The sequence below is a fragment of the Robinsoniella sp. RHS genome, from assembly GCF_001029355.1.
Taxonomy (GTDB): Bacteria; Bacillota; Clostridia; order Lachnospirales; family Lachnospiraceae; genus Robinsoniella; species Robinsoniella peoriensis.
Map to the genome: position 1 here is coordinate 42,508 of NZ_JNGB01000021.1, position 13,899 is coordinate 56,406.

At 42.6% G+C, this 13,899-nt stretch carries 7 protein-coding genes; 3 read left to right on the top strand and 4 right to left on the bottom strand.

Going from position 1 to position 13,899, the window contains the following annotated elements:
* Positions 1-52: 52 nt before the first annotated feature.
* Together RHS_RS12300 and RHS_RS12305 are read left to right on the top strand one after the other, a co-directional pair.
* Positions 53-1,348 carry an alpha-L-fucosidase gene (locus RHS_RS12300; RefSeq protein WP_255348132.1) on the top strand — a complete coding sequence of 432 codons (1,296 nt, stop codon included), beginning with the start codon at positions 53-55 and terminating at the stop codon, positions 1,346-1,348.
* Positions 1,349-1,759: 411 nt separating this feature from the next.
* Positions 1,760-7,513: a glycoside hydrolase domain-containing protein gene (locus RHS_RS12305; RefSeq protein WP_395022209.1), complete on the top strand. Its 5,754-nt coding sequence runs from the start codon at positions 1,760-1,762 to the stop codon at positions 7,511-7,513.
* 120 nt (positions 7,514-7,633) lie between these two features.
* Here the strand turns inward: RHS_RS12305 and RHS_RS12310 are convergent, their stop codons facing one another.
* Entirely contained in the window at positions 7,634-8,467 is an 834-nt protein-coding gene (locus RHS_RS12310) for a deoxyribonuclease IV (protein ID WP_047833341.1), read from the bottom strand.
* Between the two features lie 249 nt (positions 8,468-8,716).
* Here RHS_RS12310 and RHS_RS12315 point away from each other — a divergent pair, with 249 nt between their 5' ends.
* Positions 8,717-9,793 (top strand): GntR family transcriptional regulator, encoded by a 1,077-nt coding sequence (locus RHS_RS12315; protein WP_027296534.1) that lies wholly within the window; start codon positions 8,717-8,719, stop codon positions 9,791-9,793.
* A gap of 135 nt (positions 9,794-9,928) precedes the next feature.
* Here the strand turns inward: RHS_RS12315 and RHS_RS12320 are convergent, their stop codons facing one another.
* The 3 genes from RHS_RS12320 to RHS_RS12330 all read right to left on the bottom strand — a co-directional run bounded on the left by RHS_RS12320 (position 9,929) and on the right by RHS_RS12330 (position 13,881).
* Positions 9,929-10,792, bottom strand: a complete 864-nt coding sequence (locus tag RHS_RS12320) for a DMT family transporter (protein ID WP_044295488.1) — start codon at positions 10,790-10,792, stop codon at positions 9,929-9,931.
* Positions 10,793-10,959: 167 nt separating this feature from the next.
* Complete coding sequence (locus RHS_RS12325; protein WP_047833342.1) at positions 10,960-12,051, bottom strand: glycerol dehydrogenase; 1,092 nt, start codon at positions 12,049-12,051, stop codon at positions 10,960-10,962.
* A 753-nt stretch (positions 12,052-12,804) separates the two neighbouring features.
* On the bottom strand, positions 12,805-13,881 hold the full coding sequence (locus RHS_RS12330; protein WP_047833343.1) for a site-specific integrase: 1,077 nt from the start codon (positions 13,879-13,881) through the stop codon (positions 12,805-12,807).
* Positions 13,882-13,899 lie beyond the last annotated feature (18 nt).

Consider the following 13,899-nt stretch of genomic DNA (forward strand, 5'->3'; position numbering starts at 1 on the left):
GGCACCGTGAGTTCGGGACGGGGAATCACTAAGCAAAAGAAAACAGGAGGATATTACGATGGTTCCACAATGGTTTAGGGATGCAAAGCTTGGAATATTTATTCATTACGGCATATATGCGGTTAACGGTATAGCGGAGTCCTGGTCATTTTATAATAAACGGATTTCCTATGAGGATTATATGAAACAGCTGGACGGTTTTACGGCTTCAAAATTTGACGGGGAATACTGGGCAGATTTAATTGCAGGCAGCAGAGCAAAATATGCAGTGCTAACCACAAAGCATCATGACGGCGTGGCTCTGTTTGATACAAAATACAGTGATTTAAGTGTGGTAAAGAAAACACCGGCGAAACGGGATATTGTGGATGAATATGCCAAAGCAATCCGCAAAAGAGGAATACGTGTGGGAATGTATTATTCTTTGCTGGACTGGTCACATCCAGACTATGCTTCTGTCTATGAGGGAGGTGTTATTCCTGAGGATCTGTCTAAGGTAAATCCGTTTTCCAATCCGGTTGACGGAATCCAGGATGAAGAGGCATGGCAGTGTTTTCTGGACTTTAATAAAAACCAGCTCTCAGAAGTACTTGGAAATTATGGGACGGCGGATCTTATCTGGTTTGATGGGGACTGGGAAAGAAGTGCATCCCAATGGGGACTGCCGGAATTTAAGGAGTATCTGAAAAGTTTTAACCCTGAACTGGTGGTTAATTCCAGGTTATGCGGTTACGGAGATTATAAAACGCCGGAGCAGGGATTGCCGATTACCAGACCGGAAGGGGCCTGGGAGTTCTGTACTACCATAAATGATTCCTGGGGGTATGCCCCGGATGATCATCACTACAAAAGCCTGAACCAGATTATACGGATGTTTTGTGAATGTATCAGCATGGGCGGAAATATGCTCCTGGACATAGGGCCAAAGGAAGACGGAACAGTAGATCCCAGACAGGAAGAAATTCTTTTGGGACTCGGAAAATGGATCAGTGAGCACGAAGAGGCTGTATTTGGAACGAAAGAAGGGATTATGATCCGCTATTATCCAGGAGGAAGCACTGTTTCCATGGATGGGGAAACACTGTATTTATTTGTGCAGGATAAACCCCGTGAGAATATAAGTATAAAAGGATTGTGCAATAAAATACGGAAAATTACTGTACTTCACTCCGGAAAAGAGCTTGCCTATGACGTACACGGCGGCGTGCCCTGGTTCCACATTCCTGGAATTACGTGGATTTATATGAATGAAAAAGACTGCCATGAACAGGTTACTGTACTGAAAGTGGAATTAGAAGGAAAAGTGGAAATGTATGGGGGCAGCGGGGCTGTGGTGACCCATAATTAAAAGTGTTGTATATAAGTATTTTGAATTCAAATGAAACAGAGGCTCATTGCAAAGTAAAAATTGCAATGAGTTTTTTCATGTTAAAAAATAAAAGAAAAAATATTTTTTAATTAATATAATTGAAAAAATAATATCTTTTATATATAATAGTAAGCATATCGCTATAAGCTGAAAGATTAAAGCTTAATAATGAATGAATGTGCTGAAAAGAGGGGGTGAAGAGGGAAAAGCGTTTTACATCATGCATTATAGGATTGCGAAAACAAAAGATAAGGAATATTTTTGAGAATTGACAACTGTAAATCAGTAGGAGTGGAAATGAAAATATTTGATACAGACATCTCTGGCAGGCGGGCTTTTTTCAGATAAACTCCTGTATTTGAGCGTATTTAAAGGAGAGGTAGTTGAATTATGATGAGATTTTCATGGAAAAGATTTTTTTGTATGCTGCTTGTATTTTCGATGGTAATTACTTCTGATGTATTACCGGTTTTTGCACAGGAATCCACAGATGCTGCCATGGAGGTGGAGATATTAACTGTGAAGCCAAAAATGACGGAGGGTTTCTGGAATAAGTTTTCTTTTACTTCTTACCAGGGAAAAGAATGGACGGTTTCTGAGGACGAAGCCTATATTGATCTGGGTGCCTCCGATGAACGGGCACAGGAATGCTATTATGAAATTCCATTTGTGGGAAATAAGGTTGAGATATTCTCGAACAAGAGTCCCATTCATGGAAAGGTTCAGTTTTCTGTTGATGATGAAAATGTAGTGGCGGCAGATTTATATCAAGAGACACGTACAGAGGCACAATCCGTATATGCTGTAAGTGATTTGCCGGAAGGCAGGCATGTACTGAAGGCGGTAACGCTGAATGAAGCGACAGGGAACAGGATCGTAAATCAGGCGGCATATGCTCAGATTACCCATGCCCCTTATGTGCCAGAGGATATTGAATTAACCGATACAGAGTTTCAAATGACAGAAGATGAGACAAGGCAGATTGGTTATACCGTCATACCGGAATATGCGAAAGTTACCGATTTTGTATACGATAGTATGGATAGCCAGGTGGCGGAGGTTTCGAAAGACGGGGTCATAACCACCCGGTCAGAAGGAAGTACAATGATCCGCATGACCAGTGAAGAAGCCGGTATTTCAAAAGAAATATCCGTGACAGTGGCTGCCGGGGTACGACGGCTGGAGGGAACAATTGTGGACACCAATACCCAGTATACCCAGAACCGTTACGAAGAAATACTGGACAGACATGTAATGTCGGGGAAACTCACGGCATGGAAAAATGATAAGGCTGTCAGTGAGCTGGCTTTGCTAACCAATGGCAGCAGTCTGAAAAACGTGGCAGTTACCCCCGGTGATCTGTTTAATGGAGATGACATTATTCCGGCAGACCAGATAAGGGCAGTCTTTGTGAAATCCACATTAGCCTATAACGGTGCATATCTGGGTTATGGCAGTAAAGACCGGCCTGTGCCGGAAGCTACGGAATCCAACCGGAGTGAGGCTTCGGATATCCTGTATCAGACCGGGCCGGTTGATATACCATTTAATAGCGTACAGCCTGTATGGGTGGAATTTAATATTCCCAAAGGGCAAGCCGCAGGCAACTATACAGGATTGCTGTCTGTTACGGCAGATGGGGTTGAAAATCCGCTGGTATTTCAGTATGAAATAGAAGTCCAGGATGTACAGCTTCCGGATGCAGAAGAATTTAAGGATGGATTTGATATTGAATTATGGCAGTATCCTTACACCAGTGCTGAATATTATGGAGTGGAGCCTTTTTCACCGGAACATTTGAAAATCCTGGAACCTGCTATGGGAAAGTATAAGGAAATCGGAGGACATGCAATCACGGCTTCTATAGTAGAAGAGGCGTGGGACGGTCAGACATACAGTGCTAATGACGTGCATTATCCTTCTATGATCAAATGGAGCAGGAACCCTGACGGGAGCTTTCAATATGATTATACCGATTTTGACAAGTGGATCGCATTTAATAAAGGACTTGGAATTGGGGATAAAATTGTGCTTTACAGTATTGCACCCTGGCATAATTCATTTACTTACTGGGAAAACGGAACATTAACCTATGAAGCTTTTACTCCTGGGAGTACCCGGTATGTGCAGGTTTGGGGGGATTTTCTGCAAAAACTGACGGAACATCTGATGGAAAAAGGTTGGTTTGACGAATCCTATATCGGCATTGATGAGCGAGGGTTTAGCAAAGAAGCATTTGATTTGATTGCATCCGTGAAAAACATTCATGGTGAATCATTAAAGACAGCCGGGGCTATGGATCACTTTGCGGACAAAAAAGAACTGGCACTGCGTGTCACGGATTTAAATGTTGGCGACAGTGCGGCACAGGCTAACGCTGCTGAATTTGCAGAGCTTTTAAAGGAAAGAGAAGCAAAAGGATTTCGGACAACACTGTATTCGTGTACGGAACATATGCCCGGAAATTATGCACTGAGCGCTCCGGCAGAGAGCTACTGGTCAATGATTAATGCGGGGAAAATGGGAACGGCAGGATTTTTGCGCTGGGCATATGATGCATGGGTTGCCGACCCTCTTACGGATGTCACCCACAACGCTTTTGAACCGGGAGACTGCTTCCTTTTCTATCCGGATCATAAAGATGCCGCAGAACCAGTCGGGAAAAGTTCCGTCCGCCTGGAGAAGATGGCAGAAGGCGTGCGGGATGTAAACAAGTTAAAATATATGGAGCAGGAGATTCCGTCCCTGAAGGAAGATATCGATGCTTTGTATGATGCAGTCAGCACCACGGCGGGCAGCGGGAAAACTTATCTAAGCCCGGAAAAAATAGCAATTTTGTCAGAGGAAATGGATACTTTCAAAGAAGGTGTAGCGGAACTTACCGGCAAGTATCTCGCTTTGAAAGAAGCGGGGACGGATCAGGTGGAAGCTGTTACGATTGAGGAAGGCGGCAGTGTGGAATTATCCATTGGCAGGACACTGCAGCTTCATGGATTGATCCTGCCATCCAATGTAATCAATAAAAAATTAAATTGGTCTTCCTCAGATGAAGCGGTGGTATCCGTATCCGAACAGGGGGTTTTAACTGCAAGGCAGATGGGAAAGGCTGTCATTACGGCGGCGTCTGTGCTGGATACTTCTAAAAGTACAGAAATTTCCGTAACAGTGACAGGAATCACTATTGAAGAGAGTGCGAAGACAGCATACTATTCCTTTGACCATATGGACAACAATGTGGTGAAGGATGAATGGGGGACCAGAGACGGCATCAACCAGGGGGCGGTACTTTCTCCGGGCAGATCGGAAAAAGCGCTGACTGTTACAGAGGCAGAAAAGTCGGTCCGTTTACAGGGCGATTCCGGTCTTTCGGATACCTGGACGGTAGGGTACTGGGTGAACAACAGCACGAAAGATCCTGTGCGCAGTTCCGTATTGATGAGTAACGACAGAAATTATTCTTTTGACGTACGACTGGCGGACAACAGAGAGAAAGCAGGAGTACATGTGGGAACGGGAAGTGGGGACGTACTGACCTTTAATTATGTATTTCCAGCAGATACCTGGGTGCATGTGACATGGACACAGGATAAGGTGAACGGGCTATCCATGTATATAAACGGTACTCTGATACAGACAAATGGATGGACCGTAAGCCATGATTTTCCATGTCCGGCGGATATCATCGGCGGTAGTGGATTTACCGGTAAAATTGATGAGCTGAAAATTTTTAACAGAGTGCTGTCAGCAGAAGAAATCGCTGCAATCATGCAGACGAAAGGCCTGAACATTCAGGAGACCTATAAGGAGCTGAATGTGGGTGAACATTTTGCCATACAGACAAATCTCATTAGTGATCAGGAGGATAAGACGATTGTGTACACTTCCAGTGATCCGGAGACGGCATCAGTAGATGAAAACGGGCTGGTAACGGCACATAAAAAGGGGAATGTAACGATTGCCGTGGAAAATCAGGCGGCGGGATATCGTGATACGGTAACAGTTATTGTTTCAAAAAAATTAAACATTACAAATCAGCTTCCGGTATATGAGCTGGATGAAAAGTATCTGTCTGATATTGACAAAGATCCGGGCGGCCCCCGTCAGTATTTAGGCCAGCCGGATATGGTCATGCTGGATGACAATCAAACATTGGTTACCTCCTATCCGGTTGGACACGGAAAAGGACCTCTGGTTTTGAAAATCAGCTATGATGCCGGAGATACCTGGATAGAAAAAGAGACACCGGAATCCTTCAAAGGGTCACAGGAAACGCCTACCATGTACAAGCTTCACCTGAAAGACGGAACCCAGAGATTAATGCTGATTACAGCTTGTCCGGGCTGGGGCCAGGATTTGGAAGGTAATGCTACAGGATGGAATACGTCGTATTCGGATGACGGAGGAGAGACCTGGACAGAGTATAAACACTGGTATACGAATCATGCCGATGGTACTCCGAATAAATCCATTGTAGCCATGGCAAGTCTCATTCAGTTAAAAGATGCTGACGGTAATGACATGCAGAAATGGATGGGCGTATACCACAATTATGATTATGTTAATTATAAGACTTATCTCACATTTGATGAAAACGGAAAGGAACAGTGGAGCGAGCCTGAACCGTATCTAAGTGCTTACCGTTCCATCGAAAGTACGTATCAGATGTGTGAAATCGGTATGTTCCGATCTCCCGATGGGAAACGGATTGCAGGTCTCGCCAGAAGCCAGTCTCATAATAATCCTGCAACCCTGATCTATTCTGACGATGAGGGGGAAACCTGGAGCAGGCCGATGGATCTGCCGGGATCACTGGCAGGTGAACGGCACAAGGCTGTTTATGATCCGGTGAGCAACCGGCTTCTGATTACATTTAGGGAAATTATTTACGATCTCAACGGCAACCAGCAATTTGACGGCGGCAATGACTGGAAAGCCGGTGACTGGGCAGCCTGGGTCGGCACATACGAAGACTTAATGGAACAAAATGAAGGACAATACCGAATTTTAATTGATGAAGACTGGGCAAACAATGCAAAGTCGGGAGATACGGGATATGCAGGGATTATCGTACAGCCGGACGGTACTTTTATCATGAATTCTTACGGCCATTGGGATAAAGATTTTTCAGAGAGCTGGCAGGGAGGGGTGACAACAGATCTCTGTTATATCAGACAGGCCAAGTTTAAACTCAGTGATATCGATAAAATAGCCGGAATCACTGATAAAACAGCACTTCGGCAAACCATAGCAGATGCAGAGAAGGTTACAGAACAGGGAGACTATACGGAGGAAAGCTGGAGTACATTTCAAAATGCATTACATGAGGCACGGAAAGCAGAAGAGGATCAGAAGATTTCACAGGAAGCGGTAGATGCAGCCAGGGAAGCACTTATAAAAGCGAAGGCGGATTTGGTGAAGAAACCGGACCCGGTACCGGAGCCAACACCAGAGCCAACACCAGACCCAACACCGGAGCCAACACCAGAGCCAACACCAGACCCAACACCAGAACCAAAACCAGAGCCGATGCCGCAGCCGACACCGGAGCCAACGCCTCAGCCGGCGAATCTTGCATCACCGGTGATTACGAAAATAGAAGCTAAAAGTTACAATAAAGTAAAAATTACCTGGTCTAAGGTTACGGGGGCGGACGGCTATCGGATTTACCGTTCAACCAAAAAGAATGGAACTTACAAAAAGATTGCCGCGGTAAAAGGCAGAAGCAAAACCACGTATGTGAATGAAAAGCTGACGACCGGCAAGAAATATTATTATAAGGTGCGTGCTTATGCCACAGAAAAAAGCAGGACGGTGCTTAGCGGTTATTCAAAAGTGAAGTCAAAAAAACCGGTACCCGGAAAAGTGATCTTGTCTTCGGTTACAAATCTCTCCGGAAAGCATCTGAAGCTCCGGTGGAAAAAAGTGAGCGGAGCAAGCGGATATGAAATCAGGCGGGCTGTAAGTAAAAAGGGAACTTACCATAGCATTGCCACGATAAAGAAAGGAAAGACATTAACCTATAAGGATAGCAGACTTACAAAAAAGAAAACGTATTATTACAAGGTACGTGCCTACCGAACAGTAGGGAAAAAGAAAATATATGGTCCGTATTCTTTGGTAAAATATAGGAAAGTAATAAGATAAATAAGATAATCCGCAGATGCCGGCATACCTCGGGGCACTTTCCTATTTATTTCATCCATCTGTATATCTTCAGATGATCTGGATGGATGCCGGCATCTATATTAAAAATAAAATATGTTATTAATCCTGAAACAAGGAACGCAGCAGCCGGATCTCCCCGGCGTGTCCATCCAGATCGGCAGGCGTTTCCAAAATAAACGTAAGATGCCGCAGCAGGGGATGATTTATGATTTGTACGATTGTTTCCAATCCAATGTAGCCATTTCCGATTAACGCATGTCGGTCTTTGTGGCTTCCCGGAGGATTCTGACTGTCATTTATATGGAAAGCATGAAGGTATCCAAGTCCGATGATCCGGTCAAACTCATCCAGGATGCCGTCCAGATTATGAACAATATCATAGCCGGAATCGGAAAGGTGGCAGGCATCAAAACAGACTCCGATATGTTCCTGCAGATCAACCTGATCAATAATTTCGCGCAGTTCCTGAAATGTCCTGCCGATCTCCGTTCCTTTACCGGCCATGGTTTCCAGAAGAACCATGGTAGGCTGACCCGGCTTTAGTTCCTTATTTAGCATGGAAGAAATGAAGGAAATTGCTGTATCCTTGTCCTGACCCAGATGGCTGCCGGGATGAAAGTTATAATAATTGCCGGGAAGATGTTTCATGATGGCAAGGTCGTCATGAAACATTTCTTGTGCCAGTTCCCTGGTATGTGCATTGGAGGAACATGCATTTAAGGTATAGGGTGCGTGGGCAACGATCGGACCAAAGTGATGTTCCATCATGAAATTCCGGAGGGAATCAATATCTTCCTGATTCAAGGCTTTTGCCCGTGTCCCCCTGGGATTTCGAAGAAAGAACTGAAATGTGTTCGCATCAATTTTTAAGGCATCTTTACCAAGGTTTAAAAATCCCTTTGCAGAGGATAGGTGAGAGCCGATATTTAGCATAAATTCCCTTTCTGAGTAAATATTTTGTTTTTATTTATTATATTCTTTCTAAAATAGATTATTCGGATTTGGATATAAAGGGATAATAAACAGAACGAATAGATAGATACAAACATAAAATAATTAAAAACATAAAAGAATTAAAAAATATTTTACTTATTAATTAAAATAGAAATGACGTATTGTAATGTTGAAAACCTGAATTTATCCTAGTATAATGGAGGTACAAATGTTACAAGGAGATCTTCTATGGCAAATTTTAAATATTCCCAGGTGGCGGACTGGCTTAAGAATGAAATTTATTCCGGAAAATTTCCCGGTGGAGTAAAAATACCGGGGGAAGAAGAATTATGTGTTAAGTTCTCGGTAAGCCGTCAGACAGCCCGACAGGCAATTAAAGTGCTGGAAAATGAGGGGTTATTGTATAAGGTACAGGGCAGCGGGACTTATGTGAGCAGAAAGGTTCAGATTCCGCCTTTTCGAAATCAGGAAAAGAAACGCAGATGCATTGGAGTTATTTTGAACAGAGTTGAGGATTATTTGTTTCCAGCCGTAATAAAGGGGATTCACGATGAGTTATGCCCAAGAGGGTATGGGATTCAATTATTTCTTACATCCCAGCAGGTAGCTTTAGAAGAAGAATTTCTGCGATCTGTTCTTGACGGAGGAGTTCAGGGTATCATCATGGAGCCTGTAAAATCAGCACTTCCTATGATTAATGATGGATTGTATGAAAGGCTGACAGCAAATATACCGGTAGTATTTACCCAGACTTTGCATACGCAGTTTCCAGCATCAGCAGTGACAGTGGATGACAGAGGCGGCGGGGAGCTTCTGGTAAAACATCTGTTTGATAAGGGGCACCGGAATATTGGGGCAATCTGCAAGATGGATGAGCAGACCGGAATGAAACGCTATGAAGGATATATGAGAGCTTCGATGAATTTAAAACTGCCGGTAAAAAATGAGCAGGTAATATGGTATACAAATGAAACGGAAAATGAACTATTTACACAGCCCCATGGAGAAAGAATTTGGGAAAAAGTAAGGAATTGTACGGCAATTGTCTGCAATGATGACCGGGTTGCTTTTTATCTGATTCGTTTTCTGGAGGAAAGAGGAATTCGGGTTCCTGAAGACATTGCAGTGACAGGATTTGAAGACACGGAATATGCCGGAATGGGAAAGCAGATCACCACCATAATTCATCCGAAGGAATCTTTTGGAAGGAAATCGGCAGAGGTTGTATTGAAAATGATAGAAGAACCCGGATATCGGGAAGATTATTGTTTTTCAGCTGTTTTGAAACCGGGAAAGAGTACCTGATAAATGGAGGCGAGCCTGGTGCAGTTTCTGGTTTAAGGAAAAACCATGCCCCCGGAAGGATATCCGGATAGAGGGATAAGTCCTCATAAGTGGTACCGGGAGGTTTTTCAATCCAGTTTCTATGTTCGTGGGTATTTACGTATCATGGGATTTAATCTCGTTCAGTAAAGTAAAACCTAAAATAAGTATGCCGCCCAGTATCTGCGTCAGACTAATGGTTTCACCCAGAAAGGATACGGACACAATAATTGCTACCAACGGATCGGTATAGCTTAAAATTGCTGCTTCCTGTCCTTTTAAGTCTTTAAGAGATGAAAAATAGAGGCAGTAAGTAATTCCCGTATGGACTATGCCCACAACCAGCAAATTAATTATTCCATAGGTTCCGGCTGCAGACAAATGTATTCCATCTGTAAGGCCAACATAAGGAAAAAGAATGATAATCGCTGCAAAAAACTGGATCAGTGTGCGATCAATTCCGGTTACATTTTTAATAAGTTTATTTAAAATAATCACAGTGGCATAGAGCACTGCGGCGCTTAATCCAAAGCAGATGCCAATAAAACTATTGCTGCCGGGTAAAATTTTCCCGGGATCAATAACAAGTACCAGACCGAGGGTTGACATCACAAAACATATGATCTGCTTCAAATTTAGATTTTCACGAAATAATATGGGGCAGACAGCCATAACGATTACCGGAGCGAAATAATAACTCAAAGTAGCAATGGATACGGAGGTATAGCGATAGGACTGGAACAGAAAGATCCAGTTAAATCCCATTGCGGTTCCGGAGAGGAACAGAAGAAGAAGATCCTTTTTTATTTCGTCAAAGGGGATCTTTTCGTTTTTTACAAATTTATATAGTAAAATGGAAATTGCGGCTATGACAGCACGGAAAAGGGCTATTTCTCCGGAAGACAGGGGTATATTTTTAATAAAAATACCCAGCGTTCCAAAAACAGCCATGGATAGGATGATTTTAAATTTTGCCTGCATATGATGAAATGCTCCTGTCTGTAGTTTGATACTGTAAAAAGACACTGTATAAAAGTATAAGGTATTTTAGCATAGAATGATAAGAATGGAAAGATAAAGTATAAGATATAGAAATTTGCAGTATAAAAGACCAAAAGCCAGACAGCTGTCTGGCCTTTGGCAGTATGTTATTCTCCCAGATATTCTTTCCCCAATACATCGGCTGCAATTAATGCATCGTACAGCTGGGCAGGAGTCACATCACCGATCATATTGTGAATGCTTTCACCGTCAGCGCAGGCTTTTTCAGCAGCGATATGAACGCGATTCATATCGGTTACTCCGATTTCATTCAGTGTAACAGGGAGTCCAACGCTTACACAGAAGTCGATGACTTCATCCAATTCATCCATCGGTGCATTTTCTAATATTAACTGTGCAATGGTTCCAAATGCCACAATAGAACCGTGCATTGTTTTTTCACATTCTTCCAGTGCTGTAAAACCATTATATACAGAATGGGATACTGCAAGCCCGCCATTATCTGCCCCGACACCGCTCAGATAAGTAGTTGCTTCAATTATAGATTCTACAGCAGGGGTTACAACACCATTTTCGCAGGCACGCAGTGCTTTATAACCATCTTCTAAAAGGGTTTCGTAGCACAGTTTACAAAGAGCCATTGCAGATTTGGTGATGCCGCCGTTCTCCAGGCTTGGTGCTTTAGCTTTCTCACAGGCTCTTGCCTCAAAGAAAGTTCCAAGAGCATCGCCCATTCCGGCAATCAGGAATTTTACAGGAGCATGTGCAATTACATCGGTATCAACAAGAACTGCATCTGGATTTTTAGGATAGAATATATATTTTGCAAAAGTACCGTCATTATTATAAATAACAGAAAGTCCTGTACAGGGAGCATCGGTTGCTGCTACGGTAGGGATAATCACAACAGGAAGACCTTCGTAGTATGCAGTTGCTTTCGCAGTATCGATAGCGGAACCGCCGCCGACACCTACAACACAATCGATTCTCTGGTCTTTCACGATACTTTGCATTTTTTCAATTTCCCCAATAGAGCTGACGCCCCCGAAGATTTCAAATAATATTTTTGCATCTTTTCCGGAAAAACTTTTCTCAATCTTCTCATAGCAGTTCCTGTGGCCGCTTCTGCTGCAAATAAATAAAAAGGATTTTCCCAGATCCTTAGTTTCTTCATATACCTGTGACAGTGCGTCCTGTCCCTGAACATATTTTGCTGGTGCTCTCATCAATTTTAACATCATTTCTGCCTCTTTTCTCCGTCGCGTGTTTATTGCAGGTGTCTCTGCGACGATGGGAAACGCCTGTATTAATTTCATGTTCAATATAGTCCTTTGTGAAATAAATGTCAATATATAAATTTTCTAAAAAAGGCATAAAAAAATAGCTCTGGCAAACAATACCGGCTATTAGGGAGTACTTCGCAGCGTGTGGGGGCTGCGAAGTGTGAGTTATGAAATATATTAGCTGTTCGCTAATACAATAGTTACTTTAGCACATTTTGGCAAATAATGCAATTCAAATTTAAAAAAAATTTTAACAATTTTTGGAAGTATGCCAGATAGCTGATTCGAGGCAGTGATTTTATAAGATTATTAAAAGAGCAGAAATGCAAACATGATCTTTGGAAGTAAAAAATGCCTTTTGATACTGAATATAGTCGGGTATAGCCCAGACGTGGGATCTGGGCTATGAGTCAAATATATTATCATAGTTGATAATACACTTTTAGTATATTATGATTTGGTAGATTTGTCAAATTTTTTATTTGGCAGATAACAGGATAATGGATTCACCGGATGGACAGAAGGGATCTAAAGTGTAACGGGGTATATGAATTTAAAATAACCCCGGAAAATTACTCCGGGGTTTTTTAAAAAATCAAAACCAAGTTATGGTTTATCTTTCTCAAGATTTGAAAAAGATGTGTAGCCTGCGGATAACAGGACTTGAACCTGTTAAATATACTGTAAAACCCTTGATTTCACTGGGTTTTAAGAAGTTGTGTTGCATTTCGTGTTGCATAAATTAATAAAATGATCATTTGCGATCTGGTTCATTTGCTCAGTTCGGTCACTCATGGTATGCCGGTAAACATTTTTTAGTACTGCATCGGATGCCCAGCCGCCCCGTTTCATAATGTATTGGTCGGGGATGCCTAGAGCATGAGATACAGATGCATTGTAGTGTCTCAGGTCGTGAAATCGAAAATGAGGGATGCCGGCTCTTTTTAAGACATCCGAAAACCGGTCTGATATTTGCGAGGGTAGTAAATTAACAATTTGTCCGGATTTATGTTCCAGCTTTTTTATAACAAAGTCCGGAAACTCAATCAGGCGATCCCCATCGTATGTCTTTGTGGATTTTTTTACCCATTCATTTTTGTCATTTAATACGATGGCATATGCCACATGTACAATATTTTTATTTATGTGCATACTGTCAAGTGCACAGATTTCACCTCTGCGCATTGGCCCAAAAGCGGCTAACAATATGGGGATTTCCATTTCCGTATCTTCTATGTATGTCATTAAAGCTTGTATTTCGGCGTCTGTAGGAACGTGAATCTTTGGACGTACTTTTTGTGGCAGGGTGGTATTTAAGGCAAAATTCGGTCGATATTCTTTTAATACGGCAGATAACAGGCCGTGCATGTTGCGCACGCTTTTGGGGGAGTGTGTTTGCGACTCCCTGTTAATTGATTTCTGGATAATAGCCTGAGTTAGATCACAGATACGCAGATCTGCCAGATCCTGGAGATCACAGCGCCTGGACCGTTTATACTCACGAATGGTTGACGGAGAAAGAACAGCAGTGCGGTTTTCAATATAATCATCCAGGCATTCGCCATATGTTTTGTGAGATACTTTGCTTTTTTCTTTCTTGTTTAATGCGTATTCTGCGGCGGCATATTCTGCTTCTCTTTTCCCGGCGGCAGATGGGTCATCACTGGTAAAGGATTCATAGATTCGTTTTTGCTTTTCTAAACCGTCTTTTCCTTTTACGGTTTCCGTGTGACTGTATACAAGGCATCGCCAGCTTCCGGATGGTAGTTTTTTGGCTGTTGCCATAATTTTAACCTCCTTTTT